Below are 22,409 nucleotides of genomic sequence, written 5' to 3' on the forward strand. Positions count from 1 at the left end.
GACCGTCTCGTATCGTAAATCTTTTACCCGGCTCTTACGCAGCGCAAGTCGGCACGCACCGCATGCCGGAACGGTCACATCGACCTCCCCTAGCCCTCTCTGGACCGAGGTGCCACCATGGGAGTGGTCCGGGGACACCGTCAGGGTGCCTCGAGATGACATGAAGGAGCTGTAGCGATGACGCAGCTTTCGGCTGCCCAGACGAAGCCCTCCGACGGCAGCAAGGCGCTGTACGGGGGCAAGGGCACGCGCCGTATCACCGTCCGGGACATCGCCCTCGCCAAGGAGCGCGGCGAGAAGTGGCCCATGCTCACCGCGTACGACGCGATGACCGCGTCCGTCTTCGACGAGGCCGGCATCCCGGTCATGCTCGTCGGCGACTCCGCGGGCAACTGCCACCTCGGGTACGAGTCGACCGTGCCCGTCACCCTCGACGAGATGACCATGCTGTCCGCGGCCGTCGTACGGGGCACCAGCCGCGCCCTGATCGTCGGCGACCTGCCCTTCGGCTCCTACCAGGAGGGCCCGGTGCAGGCGCTGCGCTCGGCGACCCGGCTGGTCAAGGAGGCCGGGGTCGGCGCGGTCAAGCTGGAGGGCGGCGAGCGGTCGCACCGCCAGATCGAGCTGCTGGTCGAGTCCGGCATCCCGGTCATGGCCCACATCGGCCTCACCCCGCAGTCCGTCAACGCGATGGGCTACCGCGTACAGGGCCGGGGCGAGGAGGCCGCGCAGCAGCTGCTGCGCGACGCCAAGGCCGTCCAGGACGCGGGCGCGTTCGCGGTCGTCCTGGAGCTGGTTCCGGCGGAGCTGGCGGCGGAGGTCACGCGGGTGCTCCACATCCCGACCGTGGGCATCGGCGCGGGCGCGGAGACCGACGCGCAGGTCCTCGTGTGGACCGACATGCTCGGGCTGACCGGCGGACGGATGCCGAAGTTCGTGAAGCAGTACGCCGATCTGCGTACGGTCATGGGTGACGCGGCGAAGGCGTTCGCGGAGGACGTCGTGGGCGGGACGTTCCCGACGGAGGAGCACTCCGTTCACTGATGCCCGCCGGCCCAGGAAGGGCCCGACGGCCACAGAGCCACTGCGGTACCACAGCAGCCCGCCGATCTTCCCCCGTCGGCGGGCTGCTTCGTGCCGGTCGCGCGCCTCGGGGCCGGGCGAGCACGGAAGTCAACCTCAAGAGTCGCAGGCTCCCTCACACCTCGGTCCCTGCCAGGCTTGAGCCGCGCCCCGTACCCGCCGCCCGCGGCACGGCACGGGTCCGCGCGGTTCACGTCGACGACGACATCCACAGGGGGACCCATCCATGAAGCGATCCATCGCCACCCGCGCCAAAGCCGGTGCCTTCGCCGCCGCACTGCTCGTCTCCGGCGTCGGCCTCGGCCTCGCCACCGGCAGTCCGGCGAGCGCGGCGACCTGCTACGGCGGGGCGGTGCAGTTCACCAAGCTCATCGACCACACGGTGAGCCAGATGTTCACGACCTCGTCGGCCTGCCAGGACATCAACCTGAAGATCACCAACAGCCCCAGTGACTCCACTCGCGAAGTCAAGGTGTGCTTCTACCGCAGCGACAACACCCTCAACTACTGCCAGGCCAGCTTCAGGCTGGCCACCCTCGACCGGTGGGCGGTCATCGCGACCGACGTGAACGACAACGTGAAGTACAGGTACGCGTTCGAGAGCAGCCGCTCCGTCACGGCCTACACGGCCGACTGACACGCCGCCCGCGCCGGTCCGGCGTGCCGCCTAGGCGGCACGCCGGGCACCGGTTTCGCGTTCTCGTGCGGTGCGTCGAGCGGCACGTCGGTGGGATGTCGGTGCGATGTCGGCCGTGCAGGTGGGCTGTCGGTGGTTTGTCGGTGGGCCCTGACACCGTCATCCGCATGACACGAATCGACAAGGAAGCCAGCGGCGCGAAGGGCGCTGTCACCGTGCGGGGGCTGGTCAAGCACTACGGCGAGACCAGGGCGCTGGACGGTGTCGACCTCGATGTGCGTGAGGGCACGGTGATGGGCGTGCTCGGCCCGAACGGGGCGGGCAAGACGACCCTCGTACGGTGCCTGTCCACGCTGATCACGCCGGACGCGGGGCACGCGACCGTGGCCGGCTATGACGTCGTACGGCAGCCGCGGCAGCTCCGCCGGGTGATCGGGCTGACGGGACAGTACGCGTCCGTGGACGAGAAGCTGTCCGGCTTCGAGAACCTGTACATGATCGGCCGGCTGCTCGACCTGCCCCGGAAGGAGGCGAAGAACCGGGCCACCGGTCTGCTGGAGCGGTTCTCGCTGACCGAGGCCGCCCGGCGCCCGGCGGCGACGTACTCCGGCGGTATGCGGCGGCGGCTCGACCTGGCCGCGTCCATGATCGGAAGCCCGGCCGTGCTGTACCTGGACGAGCCGACGACCGGCCTCGACCCGCGGACGCGCAACGAGGTGTGGACCGAGGTGAAGCGCCTGGTCGGCGACGGCGTGACCGTGCTGCTGACCACGCAGTACATGGAGGAGGCCGAGCAGCTGGCCTCGGAGCTGACCGTGATCGACCGGGGGAAGGTCATCGCGGGCGGCCGTATCGAGGAGCTGAAGGCCCAGGTCGGCGGGCGTACGCTCCGCGTCCGGCCGGCCGACCCGGCGCATCTGCGGCCGCTGGCCGAGGATCTCGACGGCCTGGGCATCACCGGGCTCGCCACGACCACCGTGGACCCCGAAACCGGCACCCTGCTCGTGCCGATCCTCAGCGACGAGCAGCTGACCGCGGTCGTCGGCGTGCTCACCGCGCGCGGGGTCACCATCGCCTCGATCAGCACCGAACTGCCCAGCCTGGACGAGGTGTTCCTGTCCCTCACCGGTCACAAGGCCGGCGCGCCGCAGGGCACGACCTCGGCCCCCGCCCACGAGGAGGTCGCCGTATGAGCGCCGCAACCCTTCCCACGACCGGCGAGACCGGTCGGCCCGACGGCCGGATCGGGCTGCGGGCCCATGCCCGGCACACCGGCGCGCTCGTCCGGCGCAACCTGCTGTGGATCCGGCAGGACCCCGAGTCGATGTTCGACGCGGTCCTCATGCCGATCGTGTTCACCCTCCTCTTCGTGTACGTCTTCGGCGGCTCCATCGGGCAGGCGCTGGGCGGCGGCCAGGAGGAGTACGTGCAGTACGTGGTGCCGGGACTGATGGCGATGACGTGCATGAACATGGCCATGGGCGTCGGCACGGGGTTCAACGAGGACTTCCAGAAGGGCATCATGGACCGCTTCCGGTCCCTGCCCATCGGCCGGTCCTCGGTGCTGCTCGCGAAGATCTCCGTCGAGCTGCTGCGCATGCTGGTCGCCACGACCATCCTGCTGACCGTCGGTGTCCTCATCGGATTCGACATCACCAACTGGCCGGGGCTGCTCGGCGCGGTGGGCCTGGCCACCGTCTTCGGCTCGTCCCTGATGTGGATCTTCCTGGTGCTGGGCGTGACGTTGAAGAACGCGCAGTCCGTGCAGGCGATGGGCTTCCTGGTGCTGTTCCCGCTGCAGTTCGGCTCGTCGATCTTCGCGCCGACCCAGTCCATGCCGGGCTGGCTGCAGGCCTTCACCGACTACAACCCGCTGTCGGCCCTCGCGGACACCGCGCGCGGGCTGATGACGGGCGGACCGATCGCCCACGACCTGTTCGTCACGCTCGGCTGGTCGGTGGCGCTGACGGCGGTGATGGCACCGATCGCGATCCACAAGTTCAAGACGAAGAGCTGACCTCGGACGACGTCGCAATTCGTACGTCGTGACTCGTACGTCGTACGAGTCACGCGTAACTCGTACGCCGACGTCGTCGGAGGTCAGGTCAGGTCAGGTCAGGTCAGGTCAGGTCAGGTCAGACGAGGGCGACGGCCTCCTCCAGGGTGAGGGCGCCGCCCTCGGCGTACGCGGTGGCGTAGGCCGCGTCGTCCAGCCGGGCCCGGGTCACCGCCTCGGCCTTGGCGCGGGCCTCGACCTCCATCGGGCTGGAGAAGTGACCGGGCGGCAGCAGCGCGTCGGCGGCGCCGAGGAGTTGGGCCGCCTCCCGGGCGCGTGAGCCGCCGTCGACGCCCGCGACGGAGATGACGGCGGTCACGAGATGGATGGCGGTCATGTGGGGCGCGACCATCCGGGACAGCCGGTCCAGGCTCCGTTTCAGCGCCCGGCGCATCAGCCGCAGCGCCTTCTCGTGGTGTCCGTCGATCCCCTCCAGCCAGCCCTCGACACCGATGACGAACCCGGCGAAGAGCACGAAGTCGGCGGCGTGGAAGTCCTCGCGCAGCAGCGTCAGCTGCTCCCGGGCCTCGGCCTGGCGCCCGCTGCGGCCGAGCCGGACCGCGAGGAAGAGGCGGGCGGCGGGCACCGCCTCGCGGGCGGCGCGACGCCCGGCCTCCAACACGTCGAACAGCATCCTCTCGCCGCGCTCCGCGTCGCCGCCCTCGATGTACACACTGCCGAGCCGGACGCCGAGCATCCCCAACTGGGCATGGGCGCCGAGCCGTTCGGCGTACGCGATGGCCCGCTCGAAGTCCGCGGCGGCGAGCGCGAACTCGCCCCGGCGTTCCAGGGACTCGCCACGCGCCGAGAGCGCCTCGGCGGCGCCCCAGGCGTCCCCCAGCCGGTCGAAGAGCTCCAGCGACTCGTCGGCGTCCGTAGCGGCGTCGCCCGCCCAGTCGCTGCGGTTGGCGAGGATGTTGGCCCGCATCTGCAGGTTCTGCGCCAGCTCCCAGGTGTAACCGAGCTCGCGGCAGGTGCGGATGTTGGCGTCGAGGATGGCGCGCAGCCGGCCCATGTCGCCGGTCAGCAGGACGGCGTAGAACCACATGAAGCCGGGGAAGCGGCAGGTCTGCGGCTGGCCCGGGCGGTAGGTCGCGCTGATGATCCGCAGCTTCTCCTGGCCCTCGGGGGCCTCCCAGGCGGGCAACTCCATGTCCATGCAGGCCAGATGGACCAGGTGCACCCCGCGCCGGGCCTCGTCGAGGACGTCCGCACTCATCGGCGGCGGACTGTCGACGGCGCGTCCGCGCAGGTCCGGGACGGGGCGGGCGGGCGCGGTGAAGGGGTCCGGCCCGAGTTCCTTGACCTGGGCGGACCAGTGGCGGGCCTCGGTCTTCAGATCGCGCATCTGCCAGTACCAGCACAACGACAGCGTCAGGCAGAGCGCCTCCTGCTCGTCCCGCTCGGCGACGGCGTGTCTGAGGGCGGTGCGGATGTTCTCGTACTCCAGCTCCAGCAGCTCGATCGCGGCACGCTGGCCGGAGCCGCGCAGCAACGGGTCGGTGGCGCGGACGAGTTCGCGGTAGTACGTGAGGTGCGCGCGTGCGGCGGCGGGGCGGGTACCCGTCTCGTCGAGCCGTTCGCCGGCGTACTCGACGACGGTCTCCAGGAGCCGGTAACGCATCTCGCCGCCCGCACCCGCCGAAGGGGCCGCCACGACGAGGGACTTGTCGACGAGCGAGCCGATCGCCTCCAGCGCGGCGGGACCGCAGACGGCCTCGGCGGCGGCCAGGTCGCAGCCGCCGGCGAACACCGACAGCCGCCGCAGGACGTACCGTTCGTCCTCGTCGAGCAGCTCCCAGGACCAGTCGACGACCGCGCGCAGGGTCTGCTGCCGGGGCAGGACGGTACGGCTGCCGGAGGTGAGCAGCCGGAAGCGGTCGTCGAGGCGGTCGGCGATCTGACGGGGCGTCAACATGCGTAGCCGGGCCGCCGCCAGCTCGATGGCGAGCGGCAGTCCGTCGAGGCGGCGGCAGATCTCGGCGGCGGCCTCCGGGTCGGCGGCGACGGTGAACCCGGGCCGGGCGGCCGCTCCCCGGTCGGCGAGCAGGCGCAGCGCGTGGGGTTCCGTCAGCGGTTCCACCGGGCGCACCAACTCCCCCGGTACGCCGAGGGGTTCGCGGCTGGTGGCCAGTACGGTCAGCTCCGGGCACCGCTGGAGGAGCTGGTCGGCGAGGTGGGCGGCGGCCTCGACGACGTGTTCGCAGTTGTCGAGGATCAGCAGCATGCGGCGTCCGGCGCAGTGTTCGGCGAGACGGGCCAGCGGGTCGTCCTGGCGGTCCGCCGCGACGCGCATCTCGTCGGCGCCGGCGCCCCGCAGGACGGTCTCGCGGGCGCCGAGGGCGGTGAGCACGGCCTCCGGGACGTTCGCCGGGTCGTCGACGGGGGCGAGTTCGGCGAGCCAGACGCCGTCCGGCATGTCCTCGGCGACTGCCTCGCCGGCCTCCTGGGAGAGGCGGGTCTTGCCCGCGCCGCCCGGGCCCAGGAGCGTCACCAGGCGGGTGGTGGTGAGGTCGTCGCGGATGGTGTCGATGTCGGTGTCGCGGCCCACGAAGGAGGTGAGGCGGGCGCGGAGGTTGCCCGGGGGGCGGGTGGGGTGGGGGTTCGGGTCGGGTATCCCGCCCCCGCCGCCCCTACCCGTCCCTCCCCCAGGGGCGCTGCCCCTTCGACCCCGTGGGGTGGATGGGGTGAGTGGTTGCGTGCGGGTGGGTGGGGGCTGGTCGCGCAGGTCCCCGCGCCCCTGACGGGGCTCGGCCCCGTCGGAGTTCAGCAGGTCTTCGTGGATGCTGCGCAGGGCCGGGCCCGGGGTCGTGCCCAGGCGGTCCGACAGGAGGGTGCGGACCTCTTCGTAGGCGGCGAGGGCCTCGGCGGAGCGGCCGGTGTCGCGGAGGGCGCGCAGGCGCAGGGACTGGAGGGGTTCGTCGAGGGGGTGGGTGTCGCAGAGGGCGATGAGGTCGGGGAGGGCGGAGTCGGGGCGGCCGAGGGCGAGCGCGGCGGTGAGGCGGGTGCGGTGGGCGTCGAGGCGGCGGGTCTCCCAACGGGCGGCCTCGGCGGCGCGGTCGGGGAGGTCGGCCAGCGGCGGGCCCTGCCAGAGGGCGAGCGCGTCGTCGAGGACGTCGGCGGCCTTGGCCGGGTCGCCGTCGGCGAGCGCGCGGGCGCCCTCGTCCGCGAGGCGTTCGAAGCGGTGCAGGTCGACGTCGTCCGGGGTGGCCGCGAGGCGATAGCCGCCGTTCGCCGACTCGACCGCGTCCGGGCCCAGCGCCCTGCGCAGTCGGCCGACCAGCGCCTGCAGCGCTGCGAGCGCGTCGGCGGGCGGATCGTCGGCCCACACCTCGTCGACGAGCACGGCCGCGGGCACCGTACGCCCCGGCCGCAGAGCGAGCACGGTCAGCAGGGCGCGCAGCCGGGCGCCCCCGACGGGGACGGGGCGGCCGTCGGCCTGCAGTGCCTGGGTGGTGCCGAGGATGCGGTAGCGCACGGGACCATTGTCTCTGTCGGGGTCGGCTTCGTGTGTCCGGTACATCGAGTCGAACGCTCCCGTACGACCGTCGACCGTTCGTCCCCACCTTCCTAGGAACCAGGAGGGGATCGCGAGACGTTTTCGGCATACGCCCGGTACCGTCGGGCAGTCCGATCAAGTGATCGACCCTGCGTCGGCACACCGTCGGCACACACCAGACGAGCCCCCGACACAGCGTCGGCGGTCCGCCCAGAGTCCTAGGAGCCCCATGACCACCGCCGCGTCCCGCCGGAGTGACCGGAGGATCAGCCCCGTCTTCCTGGGGATCGTGGCCGTGATGGCGGTCACCGGATGGGCCACGTGGACCGGGTTCGCCGAGCAGCCCGGCCTGGCCGTGTTCCTGTTCGTGACCTCGGCGTGGATCGTCTCGCTGTGTCTGCACGAGTACGCGCACGCCCGCACCGCCCTGCACAGCGGCGACATCTCCATCGGCGCCAAGGGCTATCTGACCCTCAACCCGCTGAAGTACACGCACGCCCTGCTCAGCATCGTGCTGCCCGTCGTGTTCGTGATCATGGGCGGTATCGGTCTGCCCGGTGGCGCGGTGTTCATCGAGCGCGGCCGTATCCAGGGCCGCTGGAAGCACAGCCTGATCTCGGCGGCGGGCCCGCTGACGAACGTCCTGTTCGCGGCCGTCTGCACCGCGCCGTTCTGGCTGGGCGTCACGGACGGCGTGCCGACGGCCTTCCTCTTCGCCCTCGCCTTCCTCGCGATGCTCCAGGTCACGGCGGCGATCCTGAACTTCCTGCCGGTGCCCGGCCTGGACGGCTACGGCGTCATCGAGCCCTGGCTGTCGTACAAGATCCGCCGTCAGGTGGAGCCGCTCGCGCCCTTCGGTCTGCTGCTCGTCTTCGCGGTGCTGTGGATCCCGGCGGTGAACGGCGTGTTCTGGGACGTGATCGACGCGTTCATGCGGGGCCTGGGGATCGAGGACCAGCTGTCCGACTGCGGCTACTGGCTCTACCGCTTCTGGCGCGCGGACAGCGACATCTGCCTCACCGGGATGTGAGGGACGGCCGCGTGGCTCAGCCGGTGGCGGACCGGCGCTCCAGCTTCGCCTTCCGCGCGTAGTACCAGGTCATGTTGGACGACAGACCGGCCATCAGCACCCACACCACGCCCAGCCAACTGCCCCGGCTGAAGGAGACCACGGCCGCGGCGATGGCGAGGAGACAGACGATGAGGGCGTAGAGGGCGAGTCGCCGGGCCGGGTCGGGTGGGAGCAAGGGGGGCATGGGGGTCGGCTCCTGGGAGGGCGTTCGGACGGGGTGGTACGGCGTCCAGTGTCCCCCATGCCCGGGGGCGTCCGTGCGTCGGCCGGGCGTGGGCTACACGTCCGTCAGGCGGATGCCCGCGTGTGCCTTGTAGCGGCGGTTGACGGAGATCAGGTTGGCGACCAGGGACTCGACCTGGTGGGCGTTGCGCAGCCGGCCGGCGAAGATGCCGCGCATACCGGGGATGCGGCCCGCCAGCGCCTGCACGATCTCGACGTCGGCCCGCTCCTCGCCGAGGACCATCACATCCGTGTCGATCTCCTCGATCTCCGGGTCTTCGAGGAGGACGGCGGAGAGGTGGTGGAAGGCGGCGGTGACGCGCGAGTCCGGCAGCAGGGCGGCGGCCTGCTCGGCGGCGCTGCCCTCCTCCGGCTTCAGCGCGTAGGCGCCCTTCTTGTCGAAGCCGAGCGGGTTGACACAGTCGACGACGAGCTTGCCGGCCAGTTCCTCGCGCAGCGATTCGAGGGTCTTGCCGTGCCCGTCCCACGGCACCGCGACGATCACGATGTCGCTGCGGCGGGCGGTCTCGGCGTTGTCGGCGCCCTCGACGCCGTGTCCGAGTTCCTCGGCGACGCCCTGGGCACGGTCGGCGGCCCGCGACCCGATGATCACCTTCTGGCCGGCCTTGGCGAGTCGGTAGGCGAGGCCCTTGCCCTGCGGCCCGGTGCCGCCGAGCACGCCGACGACGAGCCCCGACACGTCCGGCAGGTCCCAGGGGTCCTTGGCCGGGGCCTTCGCGGCGGCCTTCACGGGGGGCTGCTGTGCACTGTCAGTAGAGGTCATGGGCCGACTTTACGTGCGCGCCCGTCGAGGGTGACGGTCAGGTGAGCCCGGTCACGGGGCGGCGCGGTCACGGCGATACGACGGCTCCGGCTGCGGATGCGGCGGCTCCGGCTCCGGCTCCGGCTCCGGCTCCGGCTGCGGATGCGGATGCGGCGGCTCCGGTGAGGTCAGCGAGAGGGATCCGCCGGAACGTGATCGTCTCGTACGCGCTGAAGTCGCCCGTCTCGTAGAGCAGTCCGACGGTCTCCTCGTCGACCCGTACGAGGTCGGAGTACGCGGCGGGCAGGCCGTCGACGGTGTGGACGGGGCGCCAGGTGACGCCGTGGTCGGTGCTGGCGCGGACGGTCATCAGGGCGCGGAAGCCGGGGTCGGCCGGACCGGAGTAGAGGAGCAGGTCGGGGTCGCGGAGCTGGAGGACGCTGCCCTCGACGACCGGGCCGACGAGGCCCGCCTGCGGCCGGAACGGCTTGACCAGGCTCCGGCCGCCGTCGGCGGAGTGGGCGTCGGCGCGGGTGCCGGGGGCCGGGGAGTCGTTGCGGGTGTTGAAGTAGACGCGGCCGTCGGGGAGTTCGGTGGCGGTGGTCTCGTTGGCGTTGATGTAGCCGTCGGTGTTGTCGTCGACGTACCCGATGCGCCAGGTGGTGCCCTGGTCGTCGCTCAGCAGGCAGTGTCCGCCGTTGTACTTGCCCTCCGTGCCGTTGTCCGTGCCGGCGGGCGGGAGGGAGTGGTTGGCGGGGACGACGACGCGGCCGGTGGAGAGCTGGAGCGCGTGGCCGGGTGTGGTGGCGTACCACCGCCACTCGGGCTTCTTGGCCTGTTCGGTGATCTCCCTGGGGCTCGACCAGGTCGCCCCCTCGTCGTCGCTGTGCCGCACCCACACCCTGCGCCCGTCCGCCGCGGTCACGGCGCCGCGTCGGATGGCGTCCTCCGTGGCGAGGGCGGCGTTGCGGACGTGGACCAGCAGGATCCGGCCGGAGTCGAGGACGACGGGGGCGGGGTTCCCCGCGAGGGCGTCACCGTTCTTGGCGGCGACCTGGAGCGGGCCCCACGTCCGGCCTCCGTCCGTCGACCGCTTCACCACGATGTCGATGTTCCCGAAGTCCTCCCGCCCGCCGACCCTGCCCTCGCAGAAGGCGAGCAGGCCGCCGGTGGCGGTGGCGACGACCGCCGGGATCCGGAAACTGGCGTAGCCCTCGCGGCCGGCGTGGAAGGGGACGCTGGACTGGGGCGTGGGGGTCATGGGGGGCTCCTGGGGGTGGGGGCGGCTCGTGGGGGCGACGGTGCGGTGACGTGGGTGTGGCTGTTCGGCCTGCGTGCCCGGCCCGGGCCAATTCGGGGTGAACACCGGGTCACGAGTGTCCGGTTGCGGCAGGATGCGGGCGCATGGATGCCGTACGGGTCGCGTTGTTGTGTGAGGTGCTCGCCGGGACGGAGTGGCTGGGGACCTAGAAGGCCCATGAAGATCTTGGGCCTTCTAGCGACGGTTCGCGGGGGCGTCGCGGGGATCCGTGATGTCGTACGGCGGTGGGCTGCTGCTCGTCGGTACGGAGCGCGCTGCCGGCGCGGAGGGGCGACGCCGTTTCCGGGACCGCCTCTCCCGTCTGTCCGCCCAGTTGGCCTCCCCGCCGCCCATCCACTGGTGACCCTGGGTCCGCCACACCCCACAGTTGTCCGTGATTCAACTAATGATCATCCCTACGTGTGGGAAGTGTGCGCACAGTGTGATTGAATCGCGCCACCTCGGCCAGGTGGCTTGAATTGATCCCTAGGGCTGCCGGGCCGGATCTCATGTGCGCCAGGGGAGGGCCCCGCATGAACGCCACCGTCTCCAACTTCTATTACGGCGCCGCGACCCCGGTCGCGGCTTATCTGCTGGCCTGCCTCGGGGCCGCGCTCGGGCTGAGGTGCACGACCCGGTCACTGAGACGCCGGCACCGCAGAGCGGGGTGGCTGGCCCTGGGGGCCACATCGATCGGCTGCGGCATCTGGACCATGCACTTCATCGCCATGATCGGCTTCAACATCCAGGGCGCGCTGGTCGACTACGACACGACGAAGACGCTGCTCAGCCTCGCGGTCGCCATCGGCGTGGTCGCGGTCGGCTTGTTCCTCGTCGGCTACCGGGGCGCTTCCCCGCTGACACTGGCGACGGCCGGCGCGGTCACCGGGCTCGGCGTCGCGGCCATGCACTACCTCGGTATGGCCGCCATGCACACCAACGGCACACTCCACTACGACACCCCGACGGTGACCCTCTCCGTCGTCATCGCCGTCATCGCCGCCACGGCGGCCCTGTGGGCGGCCGTCTCCATCCACACGCTGTGGGCCAGCATCGGGGCGAGCATGATCATGGGCGTGGCCGTGACCGGTATGCACTACACCGGCATGGCCTCCGTCTCCGTCCACCTCACCGGCCGGTCCGCCGTCTCGCAGTCCTCCGCCGACCTGCTGTCGTTCCTGCTGGCCATGCTCGCGGGCCCGCTCGTCGCCCTCCTGATCTCCGCCGTCGTCGTCATGTTCGACCCCGACATGGTGCTCGGCGACGCCCAGTGGGAGCGCACGGCGGCACCCTCCTCTCGCAAGGACGGACTCGACGCTCCCACGCGGCAGCGGGCTTTGCACGACGGCCGCCCCTCCACTCCCGCGGAGTGGTGAAAGGCGACCGCCAGGTCAGGTGCCGGACTCCCCGGACGGGGTGTCGTGCCACCGGGGGTCCGTGTCCCATTCCGCGTTGCGTTCGCGGGCCGTTTCCATCGCCAGGGTGGCGTCCTTGCGGGAGGCGTAGGGTCCCATGCGGTCCTTGCCGGGGCAGTCGGGCCCCTCTTCGACCTTCTTGTGTTCCAGGCAGTAGAACCATTCGCCGGGCTTGCCGACGGTACGCCGCTTGAACAGGGGCATGACACGAGTTCCCTTCATCGGTCGTCACCGACATCGTCCCCCACCACCGCTGGTTAAACTCGCGGGCATGTCTGGCCAGTCGCTGCTCGCACCGGGGAAGCTCTCCCCCACCCGCCCCGTCCCGGGAAACATCCGCCGACCCGAGTACGTGGGCAAGCCCGCCCCGACTCCGTACACCGGGCCGGAGGTGCAGACGCCCGAGACCATCGAGGCGATGCGGATCGCCGGCCGGATCGCGGCGCGGGCGATGGCCGAGGCGGCCAAGCACATCGCTCCCGGGGTCACCACGGACGAACTGGACCGGGTCGCGCACGAGTACATGTGCGACCACGGGGCCTACCCCTCGACCCTCGGCTACCGGGGCTTCCCCAAGTCGCTGTGCACCTCGGTCAACGAGGTCATCTGCCACGGCATCCCCGACTCGACCGTGCTGCGCGACGGCGACATCGTCAACCTGGACGTGACGGCGTACATCGGCGGCGTCCACGGCGACAACAACGCCACCTACCTGGTGGGGGACGTGGACGAGGAGTCGTCGCTTCTCGTCGAGCGGACCCGGGAGTCCCTCGCCCGGGCCATCAAGGCGGTCAGGCCCGGCCGGCAGATCAACATCATCGGGCGGGTCATCGAGTCGTACGCGAAGCGGTTCGGGTACGGGGTCGTGCGCGACTTCACCGGGCACGGGATCAACTCGTCGTTCCACTCCGGGCTGATCGTCCCGCACTACGACTCCCCGCACGCCACCACCGTGATCCAGACCGGGATGACGTTCACGATCGAGCCGATGCTCACGCTCGGGTCGTACGACTACGACATGTGGGACGACGGCTGGACGGTCGTGACGAAGGACCGCCGGCGGACCGCCCAGTTCGAGCACACGCTGGCGGTGACGGAGACCGGCGCGGAGATCCTCACGCTGCCGTAGACCCACATCAGACGCCCTCAAGCGACAGCCCGCCTTCGGTTCCGGCCGCACGGCGGGCTTTTCGCTGCCCGGACGCACGCCCGGATGCGTTGCACGGATTCCATGGGGGGCCGGTGGGGATTCGGGGTACCTTTTTACCGACAGGGAGTCGGGAACCTGTTGACTTAGGTAAGCCTAACCATAGAAAATGACGTCAGCTTCTCGTCTTCCCCACTTCGGCACCGGAGGCCTCCATGAACGCGTCGGTCGCATCGGACACGGCGTTCTCCACGCTCATCCGCACCGCCTCGCACGAACAGCACACCGAGGTGGTGTCCACGACGTTCATGGACGACATGCTGGGCGGCAAACTCGGCATCGAGGCGTACACGCGGTACACCGAGCAGTTGTGGTTCGTGTACGAGGCGCTGGAGAGCGCCGCGCCGGGGCTGGCCGGGGACCCCGTCGCGGGGCCGTTCATCCAGCCCGAGCTGATGCGGCTGGCGGCGCTGGAGCGCGACCTGGAGTATCTGCGCGGCCCCGGCTGGCGCTCGACGCTCACGGCGCTGCCGGCGACCGAGGCGTACGCGGCGCGGGTCGCCGAGTGCGCGCGCACCTGGGCCGGCGGTTATGTGGCCCACCACTACACGCGGTACCTCGGTGACCTCTCCGGCGGGCAGATCGTCCGGGACCGGGCCGAGAAGACCTGGGGCCTCGCCAGGAAGGGTGACGGGGTCCGGTTCTACGTCTTCGAGGAGATCACCAACCCGGCCGCGTTCAAGCGCGGGTACCGGGAGCTGCTGGACCGGGTGCGGGCCGATGACCTGGAGAAGCAGCGGATCGTGAGTGAGTGCAAGCGGGCGTTCGCGCTGAACACCGCGGTCTTTCTCGCGCTGGGTGAGGAATTCCCCCTCAGCGCGTGAGCGCTCCGCTGCGGGGCCGATTGTTCACTGCGGGTGCGTGGGGGCTGGTCGCGCAGTTCCCCGCGCCCCTTGAAGGCACGGGGTGCGGCCCTTGTCGAAGGAGCGCCCTACCGCTCCAGGAACACCCGCCCCCCGACCTCCACCCACCCGTGCGGCTGCGGTGCCGTCAGGATCTGGGAGCCCGTGCCCTGGGTGATGTTCAGGGCACGGCCCAGCTGAGCCGTCAGCTGTAGCGCCGCCGCGCCCGTGGCCTCGTCCTCGTCGATGCCGTCGCCGCGGCCGGGGAAGGCGCGGGCGCGGACGCGGCCGGCGGCCTCGTCCTCCCAGGCCCAGGCATAGATCCCCCCCCAGACTTCGTCCGGGGGTACCCCCATCTCGCTTCGCTCGCCTGGCTCCGGTACCCGCAGGTCGTCGACCTCGGCGGCGGAGGCGTACTGGCGGAACGTGCGGGGCGGGGCCCACTCCGGCAGGGCCTCGATCCAGCTGAACTCCCCGTCCAGCCGGGCCCCGACGACCCCGGCCGGGGTGACCAGTTCGGGTACGTCGAGCAGCCAGGCCGCGCCCACGCACGGGTATCCGGCGAAGGGCAGGCGCAGCGAGGGGGTGTAGATGTCGATGACACCGCGCTCGGGGTCGTCCACGAACACGGTCTCGCTGAAGCCGAGTTTGGCGGCGAACTCCTGGCGCTCGGCGCGGTCGGGCATCACGGAGCCCTCGCGGACGACGCCCAGTTCGTTGCCGTATCCGCCGCGGGGTCCGCAGAACACCCGCAGCACATCGAAGTCGGTCACCCCCGCATTCAAACATCAACCGGGCCCCGGGTCGTACCAGGTCACCGCACCGCCGGACAGCGATCGGGCAGGCCCGGCCCCATCCATGAGAGGACCAAGTGACCGTACTGGACAAGCCGGTCGAGCCGGAGAGGTCCGACGGGTCCGCCACGGCGAGCGACGCCGCGGAGACCAGCGGGTCACGGGCCTCCGCCCCCGCCCGCCGTCGCGCCCCCCTCCTCCTCACCGTCGGCCTCGTCGTCGCCCTCCTCGTGCTGGTCCCCGTCGCCGGCGGACTCGGGGCCTACCCGATCCCCACCGGTGACGTGATCTCCTCGGTCGCCCATCGGATCGGGCTCGGCGGGGCGCGGCTCGAACGCGTCCCCGAGTCGGTGCTGTGGAACGTGCGGTTCCCGCGGATCGTGCTGGCCTCGCTGATCGGGGCATCGCTCGGGTGCGCGGGCGCTCTGATGCAGGGGATCTTCGGGAACCCGCTGGCGGAGCCGAGTGTCATCGGGGTCTCGCTGGGCGCGGCGGTGGGCGCGGTCGCGACGATCGCGTTCGGGATCACGTTCCTCGGCACCTGGACGGTGTCGGTGTTCGCGTTCGTCGCCGGTGTGATCACCGTGTTCGTGGTGTACGGGATGTCGCGGTCGGGCGGGCGCACGGAGGTCGTGACGCTGATCCTCACCGGTATCGCGGTGAACGCGTTCGCGGGCGCCACGATCGGGCTGTTCATCTTCCTGGCGCAGGACACGGCGGCCGTCAACCAGATCACCTTCTGGCAGTTGGGCTCGCTCGCGCAGTCGACGTGGCCGAAGGTGCTGGCCGTCCTGCCGTGCGCGGTGATCGGGCTGACCGTGGCGCCCCTGTACGCGCGGAGGCTGGACCTGCTCGCGCTGGGTGAGCGGCCGGCGCGGCACCTCGGGGTGGACGTGGAGCGGCTGAGGGTCGTGCTGATCCTGGTCGTCGCGCTGCTCACCGCCGCCGCCGTGAGCGTGTCCGGGGTGATCGGGTTCGTCGGGCTGGTCGTCCCGCATCTGCTGCGCATGGCGGCCGGGCCGGGGCACCGGTTCCTGATCCCGGGCAGCGCGCTCGCCGGGGCGGTCGTCCTGCTGGCGGCGGACCTGGCGGCCCGCACGATCGTCCAGCCCGCCGAACTCCCGCTCGGCGTCCTCACCGCCCTGATCGGCAGCCCGTTCTTCTTCTGGCTGCTCCGCAGGACCCGCCGCAAGCAGGGAGGCTGGGCATGACGTCCAGGACGAGAGGGACGAGAGGGACGAGAGGGCAGTCTCTGCGAGCGCTGCTCAGGGGGCGCCTGGGTCCGGGTGTCCCCGCTCCCCCTCCCCCGTGCCACCCCGGTGACGTCCTCGCCGAAGCCGAGGGCGTCACCGTCCGGCTCGGTGCCCGGGAGGTGCTGCACGGCGTCCGTGTCGCCGCCCGCGCGGGCGAGGTGCTCGCGCTCGTCGGACCCAACGGCGCGGGCAAGTCGACGCTGCTGGGCGCGCTGGCGGCGGATCTGCCGGTCGACGGCGGTGTCGTACGGGTGCACGGGCGGCCGGCGAGTGAGTGGTCGGCGCCCGAACTGGCGCTGCGACGGGCGGTGTTGCCCCAGTCGGCGGCGCTGTCGTTCCCGTTCACGGTGGAGGAGGTCGTACGGATGGGGCGGGCGCCCTGGGTGCGGCAGCCGGCCGTGGACGGCGAGGCGGACCCCGACGACGCGGCCGTGGCGGAGGCGATGGCGGTCACGGAGGTCACCGGGTTCGCGGCCCGGCCGTTCTCGGCGCTGAGCGGCGGCGAGCGCGCCCGGGTGGCGCTGGCGCGGGTGCTCGCCCAGCGTGCGCCGCTGTTGCTGCTGGACGAGCCGACGGCCGCGCTGGACCTGCGGCATCAGGAGCTGGTGCTGCGGGTGTGCCGGGCGCGGGCGCGGGCCGGGGACGCGGTCGTCGTCGTCCTGCACGATCTGGGGCTGGCGGCGGCGTACGCGGACCGGGTAGCCGTGCTGCGCGACGGGCGGATCGCGGCGGACGGACCGCCGGCCGGGGTCTTCGAGGAGGAGTTGCTGTCGGAGGTGTACGGGCAGCCGGTCGAGGTGTTCCCGCATCCGCGGACCGGTGATGCCCTGATCACACCGAAACGGGATTCTTGACCGCGGATTGGGTCTCTTGACCCGCTCTTGACCGGACTATGGGGGCTGTTTTTGGCCACCGTGATCGGACCGTGCTCGTACGGCTCCCGGGAGCGGGTTTCACTGGGGGCACAGCATTCGGTGAGGTAAGGCTCAGATAACTTTGGGCAGCCTCACCTTCTCTGTGTGTCCCCTGTGTACTGCCTTGGAGCCGAAATGCGCCCCCTCAGACTCTCCGTCGTCACCGCCGCCACGGCCGTGGCGGCCCTGACCGCCGTCACCGGCTGCACCGAGAAGAGCAGTGCGGGCGCGGACGGGGTCATCGCCGTGACCGCGACCGACACCGAGTGCGAGGTGTCGAAGAAGGAGTTCCCGGCGGGGCACATCGAGCTGGACATCGAGAACAAGGGCTCCAAGGTCACCGAGGTCTACGTCCTCTTCCCGGACGACCGGGTGGTCACCGAGCGCGAGAACATCGGCCCCGGCACCAAGCAGAAGGTCACCGCCGAGGTGAAGGAGGGCGAGTACCAGATCGCCTGCAAGCCCGGTATGAAGGGCGACGGCATCCGGCAGGACGTCACGGCCACGGGCAGCGGCAAGGTCGCCGAGCGCGATCCCCGGCTCGACAAGGCCGTCGCCTCGTACCGCAAGTACGCGCAGGCCCAGGCCGACGAGACCGTCCCGCTGACGAAGGTGTTCGCCGAGGCCGTCAAGGACGGGGACGTCGAGGCCGCGAAGAAGGCGTACGCGCCCTCCCGTATCGGCTGGGAGCGCACCGAGCCGGTCGCCGAGTCCTTCGGTGACATCGACCCGAAGGTCGACCTGCGCGAGGACGGTCTGGAGGAGGGTCAGGACCTGGAGAGGGACTGGACCGGCTGGCACCGGCTGGAGCGCTCGCTCTGGCGGGACGGCAAGCTCACCGACCGCGACTCCGAGCTGGCCGACCAACTGGTGACCGACCTGGAGGACTGGCAGAAGCGGGTCGGCAAGGCCGAGATCACCCCGACCTCCATGGCCAACGGCGCCAAGGAACTCCTCGACGAGGTCGCCACCGGCAAGGTCACCGGCGAGGAGGAGCGCTACTCGCACACCGACCTCGTCGACTTCAAGGCCAACGTCGAGGGCGCCGAGGAGTCGTACACGCTGCTGAAGGCCGTCGCCGCCGAGAACGACCCGGAGCTGACGAAGGAACTCGACCAGCAGTTCGCGGCGCTGAACACGCTGCTCGACAAGTACCGTGCGGACAAGACCGGTTACGACTTCGTCTCCTACGACAAGGTGGGCAAGGACGACCGCAAGGAGCTGTCGGACGCGGTCAACGCGCTCGCCGAGCCGCTCTCCCAGCTCGCGGCAGCCGTGGTGAAGTGACGATGACCACCGAGGACACCCCCGAGCCCACCCCCCGTCCCGCGTCCGAGAACTCCCGTACTCCGTCGAGACGTTCGCTGATCGGCTGGGGCGGTGCCGGGCTCGCGCTCGGTGCCGCCGCGGCCGGCGGCGCGGTGGCGGTGGCCCGCACCGGCGAGGACGGCGGTTCCTCGGGTGCGGGCGGCCCGATCGCCTTCCACGGCACCCACCAGGCCGGTATCGCCACGCCCGTGCAGGACCGGCTGCACTTCGCCGCGTTCGACGTGAAGACGGACGACCGCGCCGAGTTCGTGACGATGCTGAAGGACTGGACGGCCGCCGCGCGCCGGATGACGGCCGGGAAGGCGGTCGGCGACGGCGGGTACGGCGGTCTGGCGGAGGCCCCGCCGGACGACACCGGCGAGGCGCTGGGGCTGCAGCCGTCCCGGCTGACGCTGACGATCGGCTTCGGGCCGTCGCTGTTCGAGAGGTTCGATCTGGCGGGGCAGCGGCCCGAGGCGCTGGTGGACCTGCCGCAGTTCGCCGGCGACAACCTGGACCGGGCCCGCAGCGGCGGTGACCTGTGCGTCCAGGCCTGCGCGGACGATCCGCAGGTCGCGGTGCACGCCATCCGCAACCTCGCCCGCATCGGCTTCGGCAAGGTGTCGGTCCGCTGGTCGCAGCTCGGCTTCGGCAAGACCTCCTCGACCACGCCCGAGGCGCAGACCCCGCGCAACCTCATGGGGTTCAAGGACGGCACCCGCAACATCGCGGGGACGGAGACGGCCCGGCTGAAGAAGTTCGTGTGGGTGGGCGAGAAGGACGTCGACGAGAACTCGGCGTGGATGACCGGCGGCTCGTATCTCGTCGCCCGGCGCATCCGGATGCACATCGAGACCTGGGACCGGACCTCGCTGCGGGAGCAGGAGGACATCTTCGGCCGTGACAAGGGCGAGGGCGCCCCGGTGGGCAAGGCGAAGGAGCGGGACGAGCCGTTCCTGAAGGCGATGCTGCCGGACGCGCACGTACGGCTCGCGCACCCCGACTCCAACGACGGGGCGACGCTCCTGCGCCGCGGCTACTCCTTCACCGACGGCACGGACGGTCTGGGCCGCCTGGACGCGGGCCTGTTCTTCCTCGCCTACCAGCGCGATGTGCGGACGGGGTTCATCCCGGTCCAGCGCAACCTGGCCACGGACGCGCTCAACGAGTACATCCAGCACGTGGGTTCGGCGGTCTTCGCGGTGCCGCCGGGCGTCCGGGACGCGGACGACTGGTGGGGCCGGGCGCTGTTCTCGAAGGAGGCGTAGGCCGTGTTCGCGAACTATCTGATCGGTCTGCGGGAGGGCCTGGAGGCCAGTCTCGTCGTCTGCATCCTCATCGCCTATCTGGTGAAGACGGACCGCCGGGACGCGCTGAAGCCCATCTGGATCGGCATCGGGGTCGCCGTGGGGCTGGCCCTCGCCTTCGGCTGCGTCCTCGAATTCGGCTCCCAGGAGCTGACGTTCAAGGCGCAGGAGGCGCTCGGCGGCTCCCTGTCGATCATCGCGGTGGTCCTGGTGACCTGGATGGTCTTCTGGATGCGGCGCACGGCCCGCCATCTGAAGGCCGACCTGCACGGCAAGCTGGACGCGGCCCTCCGGATGGGCACGGGCGCCCTGGTGGCGACCGCGTTCCTCGCGGTGGGCCGGGAGGGCCTGGAGACCTCGCTGTTCGTGTGGACGTCGGTGCGGGCGTCGAACGACGGCACCGAGGGCCCGCTGGTCGGCGTCCTGCTGGGCCTGGCGACGGCCGTCGTGCTCGGCTGGCTGTTCTACCGGGGCGCCCTGCGCATCAACCTCGCCAAGTTCTTCACCTGGACCGGCGGCATGCTCGTGGTCGTCGCGGCCGGTGTCCTCGCGTACGGCTTCCACGACCTCCAGGAGGCCGACTTCCTGCCCGGCCTGACGGACAAGGCGTTCGACATCACGGGGACGATCCCGCCGGACAGCTGGTACGGCACCCTCCTGAAGGGCGTCTTCAACTTCCAGCCCGACCCGACCGTCCTCCAAGTCACGGTCTGGGGCCTGTATCTGATCCCGACGTTCGCGCTGTTCCTCGCCCCGGTAGGGTTCGCCTCCGGGAAGGGGAAGGTGAAGATTCCTGATGAGCAGGGTGCGCGGGGTTCGGAGCCCACGAAGGCTTCGTGAGGTTCGTCCGGTTCGTACAGGCGGGAGGTTCCTCGGACTCCGCTCGTACGGCCGCGGCGCGCTGGTGACCACGGCGGTGACCGCGCTGTCGTTGACGGCGAGCGGGTGCGTGGTGGTCCGCGGCGACCTGGAGGTCCTCCCTGCGGCGACGCGGGGGGAGGCGGCGCGGGCGCTGAAGGACTTCACTACCGCCTACAACAAGGCGGACAAGGCCAACGACCAGTCCCAGGACTCCTCCCGGGTCACCGGCGCGCTCGCCGACATCGACGGCGGCAAGCTCCGCTCGGGCGCGAAGCTCAACCCGAGCGGCAACCCGAACCATGTGGCGCTGAAGCTGGCCGACGTCAGGTACACGATCCCGGAGAAGGCGGCCTGGCCGCGCTGGTTCGTGGCCGACGCCACCGCCAACAAGGGCAACGCGACGGACCGTTGGCTGTTCGTCTTCACCCGCGACGGGCTGACCGATCTGTGGGAGGTCTCCTTCCTCACGATCGTGCCCGCCGAGGACATGCCGGAGTTCCAGAAGGACGAGGACGGCTACGCCCAGGCGGTCACGCCGGACGACCCCGAACTCTCCGTCACGCCCGCGCAGTTGCCCGACAGGTACGTGACGTACCTGAAGGAGGACAGCGCCCTCTTCGCGGACGGCCCGTACACCTCCGAGGAGCGCTCCCGGCGCCGGCTGAACGCGGAGAAGCCGGGCCTGGCGCGGCAGTACGTCGACGAGGCCCTCACCAACGGCGACTACGCGCCGGTCGGCCTGCGCACCACGGACGGCGGCGCGCTGGTCTTCTTCACCACCCGCCACTACCAGAAGCAGACGGCTGCGCAGGGCGTGAACATCCCCGTCAACGACGCGGCCGTGCGGGCGCTGATGACGGGCGAGCCCAAGCAGTCCCTGACCCTGGAGTTCGTGAACAACCAGGCCGTCCTCGATCCGGCGAAGACGAAGTCGGACCAGCAGGTGAGGATCCTGAGCCAGGTCGGCGGGCTCACGGGGGCGAAGGGCGAGTGACTCGGGCGGTCCCGGGAGAGGGGCCGCTCGGCCGCCGTCGGCCCGGGTGCGGTGTCAGCCCCTGGAGGGCCAGGCCGCGTCGGTGTGGTCCGGCTGCTCGCCCACATGGCGGGAGCAGGAGTCGGTGAGGATCTCCAGCAGGGTCAGCGGGTCCGGCAGCGGGTGCTCGGGGCCGCGTACCCAGCGGACGGAGAGGTCGCCGGGGAGCCGGGCCGGCGGGACCAGGACGTAGGACCCGCGGCAGTGCCAGCGCAGCCCCGGATGTTCGTCCATGGTCTCCGGGTGGCAGTCCAGCTCGCAGGGCCACCACTCGTCCTCGTCCTCGGGGGTGCCCCGGGTGAGGGTGAAGAAGAGGAGCCGTCCGTTTTCGGACTCGGACTCGAACTCCGCGACGGGCCCCACCTCGATCCCGGAGGCGAGCAGCCGCTCGACGGCCTCCTGCCCGGCGGCGAGCGGTACGTCCAGCACGTCGTGGACCATTCCGGTGGCGGTGATGAAGTTGGCCTGCGGCTGGTGCCGGGCCCAGCGCTCGATCTGGGTGCGGTCGGTGGTGGACTGCGTCTGCCAGGCGAACGACACCGGGTGCCGGGCGGGGGTGGGACAGCCGACGCGGTCACAGGAGCACCGGTAGCCCGAGGGGTACGCGGCGGGCGCGAGCGGGAGTCCGGCAGCGGCGGCGGCGAGCAGCAGCTCCTCACGGCCGGCGTCGTCGGCGGTCCCGTCGAGCGGGCCGCTGGTACGACGGGCGCGCAGCCACTCGGAGAACCTGCCCTGCCGACCGCTCCGGCCACCGAACGTCGCGCTCATCTATCCCCTCGCCTCGCTGTGGTGCGGACACCATGTGTCCATGGTCCCACCATCCTGCGCCGAGGGTGGCCGGAG

22 protein-coding genes are annotated in these 22,409 nt (G+C 71.3%); 15 read left to right on the forward strand and 7 right to left on the reverse strand.

The features are described 5' to 3' along the window. The first annotated feature begins 177 nt into the window (after window positions 1-177). The 4 genes from panB (at window position 178) to OG202_RS14470 (ending at window position 3,737) form a co-directional block, all read left to right on the forward strand. On the forward strand, window positions 178-1,044 hold the full coding sequence (panB, locus tag OG202_RS14455) for a 3-methyl-2-oxobutanoate hydroxymethyltransferase (RefSeq protein ID WP_326583273.1): 867 nt from the start codon (window positions 178-180) through the stop codon (window positions 1,042-1,044). A gap of 265 nt (window positions 1,045-1,309) precedes the next feature. Continuing rightward, a complete protein-coding gene (locus OG202_RS14460; protein ID WP_326583272.1) occupies window positions 1,310-1,720 on the forward strand; it encodes a hypothetical protein in 411 nt (136 codons plus the stop codon). A 167-nt stretch (window positions 1,721-1,887) separates the two neighbouring features. Then, window positions 1,888-2,913, forward strand: a complete 1,026-nt coding sequence (locus tag OG202_RS14465) for an ATP-binding cassette domain-containing protein (RefSeq protein WP_328222836.1) — start codon at window positions 1,888-1,890, stop codon at window positions 2,911-2,913. Continuing rightward, window positions 2,910-3,737 carry an ABC transporter permease gene (locus OG202_RS14470; RefSeq protein WP_327730076.1) on the forward strand — a complete coding sequence of 276 codons (828 nt, stop codon included), beginning with the start codon at window positions 2,910-2,912 and terminating at the stop codon, window positions 3,735-3,737. Before OG202_RS14465 ends, OG202_RS14470 begins: the two co-directional genes overlap by 4 nt. A gap of 118 nt (window positions 3,738-3,855) precedes the next feature. On the opposite strand, the gene OG202_RS14475 is transcribed toward OG202_RS14470, so the two are convergent. Beyond that, the gene (locus OG202_RS14475) at window positions 3,856-7,299 is read right to left on the reverse strand and encodes an AfsR/SARP family transcriptional regulator (RefSeq protein WP_328222837.1); all 3,444 of its coding nucleotides are present in this window, start codon (window positions 7,297-7,299) and stop codon (window positions 3,856-3,858) included. A gap of 205 nt (window positions 7,300-7,504) precedes the next feature. On the opposite strand from OG202_RS14475, the gene OG202_RS14480 reads away from it, so the two are divergent. After that, entirely contained in the window at window positions 7,505-8,305 is an 801-nt protein-coding gene (locus OG202_RS14480; RefSeq protein ID WP_326583267.1) for a site-2 protease family protein, read from the forward strand. 16 nt (window positions 8,306-8,321) lie between these two features. Here the strand turns inward: OG202_RS14480 and OG202_RS14485 are convergent, their stop codons facing one another. The 3 genes from OG202_RS14485 to OG202_RS14495 form a co-directional block, all read right to left on the reverse strand. Beyond that, on the reverse strand, window positions 8,322-8,531 hold the full coding sequence (locus tag OG202_RS14485) for a hypothetical protein (protein WP_328222838.1): 210 nt from the start codon (window positions 8,529-8,531) through the stop codon (window positions 8,322-8,324). Window positions 8,532-8,624: 93 nt separating this feature from the next. Further along, window positions 8,625-9,353, reverse strand: a complete 729-nt coding sequence (npdG, locus tag OG202_RS14490; protein WP_327730073.1) for an NADPH-dependent F420 reductase — start codon at window positions 9,351-9,353, stop codon at window positions 8,625-8,627. Between the two features lie 67 nt (window positions 9,354-9,420). After that, window positions 9,421-10,593 carry a sialidase family protein gene (locus OG202_RS14495; RefSeq protein WP_328222839.1) on the reverse strand — a complete coding sequence of 391 codons (1,173 nt, stop codon included), beginning with the start codon at window positions 10,591-10,593 and terminating at the stop codon, window positions 9,421-9,423. A 271-nt stretch (window positions 10,594-10,864) separates the two neighbouring features. Here OG202_RS14495 and OG202_RS14500 point away from each other — a divergent pair, with 271 nt between their 5' ends. Then, entirely contained in the window at window positions 10,865-10,996 is a 132-nt protein-coding gene (locus tag OG202_RS14500; protein WP_327732399.1) for a hypothetical protein, read from the forward strand. Between the two features lie 169 nt (window positions 10,997-11,165). Next, window positions 11,166-12,008 carry an MHYT domain-containing protein gene (locus tag OG202_RS14505; protein WP_326583264.1) on the forward strand — a complete coding sequence of 281 codons (843 nt, stop codon included), beginning with the start codon at window positions 11,166-11,168 and terminating at the stop codon, window positions 12,006-12,008. 15 nt (window positions 12,009-12,023) lie between these two features. Here OG202_RS14505 and OG202_RS14510 read toward each other — a convergent pair whose 3' ends face one another. Beyond that, complete coding sequence (locus OG202_RS14510; RefSeq protein ID WP_327730071.1) at window positions 12,024-12,251, reverse strand: hypothetical protein; 228 nt, start codon at window positions 12,249-12,251, stop codon at window positions 12,024-12,026. 67 nt (window positions 12,252-12,318) lie between these two features. Between OG202_RS14510 and map the strand changes: the two genes are divergently transcribed. Next, window positions 12,319-13,176, forward strand: a complete 858-nt coding sequence (gene map / locus OG202_RS14515) for a type I methionyl aminopeptidase (protein WP_326583262.1) — start codon at window positions 12,319-12,321, stop codon at window positions 13,174-13,176. A gap of 233 nt (window positions 13,177-13,409) precedes the next feature. Continuing rightward, the gene (locus OG202_RS14520) at window positions 13,410-14,078 is read left to right on the forward strand and encodes a biliverdin-producing heme oxygenase (RefSeq protein WP_326583261.1); all 669 of its coding nucleotides are present in this window, start codon (window positions 13,410-13,412) and stop codon (window positions 14,076-14,078) included. A 107-nt stretch (window positions 14,079-14,185) separates the two neighbouring features. Here OG202_RS14520 and OG202_RS14525 read toward each other — a convergent pair whose 3' ends face one another. Continuing rightward, window positions 14,186-14,869, reverse strand: coding sequence for a PhzF family phenazine biosynthesis protein (locus OG202_RS14525; protein ID WP_328222840.1), 684 nt, complete (start codon window positions 14,867-14,869; stop codon window positions 14,186-14,188). Window positions 14,870-15,120: 251 nt separating this feature from the next. Here OG202_RS14525 and OG202_RS14530 point away from each other — a divergent pair, with 251 nt between their 5' ends. The 6 genes from OG202_RS14530 (at window position 15,121) to OG202_RS14555 (ending at window position 21,527) form a co-directional block, all read left to right on the forward strand. Then, window positions 15,121-16,101: a FecCD family ABC transporter permease gene (locus OG202_RS14530; protein ID WP_442811393.1), complete on the forward strand. Its 981-nt coding sequence runs from the start codon at window positions 15,121-15,123 to the stop codon at window positions 16,099-16,101. Next, window positions 16,098-16,997, forward strand: a complete 900-nt coding sequence (locus OG202_RS14535) for a heme ABC transporter ATP-binding protein (RefSeq protein WP_328222841.1) — start codon at window positions 16,098-16,100, stop codon at window positions 16,995-16,997. Before OG202_RS14530 ends, OG202_RS14535 begins: the two co-directional genes overlap by 4 nt. A 195-nt stretch (window positions 16,998-17,192) precedes the next feature. Beyond that, the gene (efeO, locus tag OG202_RS14540) at window positions 17,193-18,344 is read left to right on the forward strand and encodes an iron uptake system protein EfeO (RefSeq protein WP_328222842.1); all 1,152 of its coding nucleotides are present in this window, start codon (window positions 17,193-17,195) and stop codon (window positions 18,342-18,344) included. 2 nt (window positions 18,345-18,346) lie between these two features. Beyond that, window positions 18,347-19,633 carry an iron uptake transporter deferrochelatase/peroxidase subunit gene (efeB, locus tag OG202_RS14545; RefSeq protein WP_328222844.1) on the forward strand — a complete coding sequence of 429 codons (1,287 nt, stop codon included), beginning with the start codon at window positions 18,347-18,349 and terminating at the stop codon, window positions 19,631-19,633. A gap of 3 nt (window positions 19,634-19,636) precedes the next feature. After that, complete coding sequence (gene efeU / locus OG202_RS14550; protein ID WP_326583255.1) at window positions 19,637-20,512, forward strand: iron uptake transporter permease EfeU; 876 nt, start codon at window positions 19,637-19,639, stop codon at window positions 20,510-20,512. Further along, the gene (locus OG202_RS14555; protein WP_326583254.1) at window positions 20,469-21,527 is read left to right on the forward strand and encodes a hypothetical protein; all 1,059 of its coding nucleotides are present in this window, start codon (window positions 20,469-20,471) and stop codon (window positions 21,525-21,527) included. The genes efeU and OG202_RS14555 overlap by 44 nt, the downstream gene beginning before the upstream one ends. 54 nt (window positions 21,528-21,581) lie before the next feature. Here the strand turns inward: OG202_RS14555 and OG202_RS14560 are convergent, their stop codons facing one another. After that, a complete protein-coding gene (locus OG202_RS14560) occupies window positions 21,582-22,334 on the reverse strand; it encodes a bifunctional DNA primase/polymerase (protein ID WP_327730062.1) in 753 nt (250 codons plus the stop codon). Window positions 22,335-22,409: the final 75 nt, after the last annotated feature.

The sequence above is a fragment of the Streptomyces sp. NBC_00310 genome, assembly GCF_036208085.1.
In the GTDB taxonomy this organism is placed as follows: domain Bacteria; phylum Actinomycetota; class Actinomycetes; order Streptomycetales; family Streptomycetaceae; genus Streptomyces.

Excerpts from the sequence above, each read along its gene's own strand:
- OG202_RS14465 (WP_328222836.1), top strand. The coding sequence starts at position 1,888 with ATGACACGAATCGACAAGGAAGCCAGCGGCGCGAAGGGCGCTGTCACC.
- OG202_RS14505 (WP_326583264.1), top strand. The coding sequence starts at position 11,166 with ATGAACGCCACCGTCTCCAACTTCTATTACGGCGCCGCGACCCCGGTC.
- OG202_RS14500 (WP_327732399.1), top strand. The coding sequence starts at position 10,865 with ATGTCGTACGGCGGTGGGCTGCTGCTCGTCGGTACGGAGCGCGCTGCC.
- OG202_RS14520 (WP_326583261.1), top strand. The coding sequence starts at position 13,410 with ATGAACGCGTCGGTCGCATCGGACACGGCGTTCTCCACGCTCATCCGC.
- efeO (WP_328222842.1), top strand. The coding sequence starts at position 17,193 with ATGCGCCCCCTCAGACTCTCCGTCGTCACCGCCGCCACGGCCGTGGCG.
- OG202_RS14495 (WP_328222839.1), bottom strand. The coding sequence starts at position 10,593 with ATGACCCCCACGCCCCAGTCCAGCGTCCCCTTCCACGCCGGCCGCGAG.
- map (WP_326583262.1), top strand. The coding sequence starts at position 12,319 with ATGTCTGGCCAGTCGCTGCTCGCACCGGGGAAGCTCTCCCCCACCCGC.
- panB (WP_326583273.1), top strand. The coding sequence starts at position 178 with ATGACGCAGCTTTCGGCTGCCCAGACGAAGCCCTCCGACGGCAGCAAG.
- npdG (WP_327730073.1), bottom strand. The coding sequence starts at position 9,353 with ATGACCTCTACTGACAGTGCACAGCAGCCCCCCGTGAAGGCCGCCGCG.
- OG202_RS14470 (WP_327730076.1), top strand. The coding sequence starts at position 2,910 with ATGAGCGCCGCAACCCTTCCCACGACCGGCGAGACCGGTCGGCCCGAC.
- OG202_RS14555 (WP_326583254.1), top strand. The coding sequence starts at position 20,469 with ATGAGCAGGGTGCGCGGGGTTCGGAGCCCACGAAGGCTTCGTGAGGTT.
- OG202_RS14475 (WP_328222837.1), bottom strand. The coding sequence starts at position 7,299 with ATGTACCGGACACACGAAGCCGACCCCGACAGAGACAATGGTCCCGTG.
- OG202_RS14480 (WP_326583267.1), top strand. The coding sequence starts at position 7,505 with ATGACCACCGCCGCGTCCCGCCGGAGTGACCGGAGGATCAGCCCCGTC.
- OG202_RS14560 (WP_327730062.1), bottom strand. The coding sequence starts at position 22,334 with ATGAGCGCGACGTTCGGTGGCCGGAGCGGTCGGCAGGGCAGGTTCTCC.
- OG202_RS14460 (WP_326583272.1), top strand. The coding sequence starts at position 1,310 with ATGAAGCGATCCATCGCCACCCGCGCCAAAGCCGGTGCCTTCGCCGCC.
- OG202_RS14510 (WP_327730071.1), bottom strand. The coding sequence starts at position 12,251 with ATGCCCCTGTTCAAGCGGCGTACCGTCGGCAAGCCCGGCGAATGGTTC.
- OG202_RS14535 (WP_328222841.1), top strand. The coding sequence starts at position 16,098 with ATGACGTCCAGGACGAGAGGGACGAGAGGGACGAGAGGGCAGTCTCTG.
- efeB (WP_328222844.1), top strand. The coding sequence starts at position 18,347 with ATGACCACCGAGGACACCCCCGAGCCCACCCCCCGTCCCGCGTCCGAG.
- OG202_RS14485 (WP_328222838.1), bottom strand. The coding sequence starts at position 8,531 with ATGCCCCCCTTGCTCCCACCCGACCCGGCCCGGCGACTCGCCCTCTAC.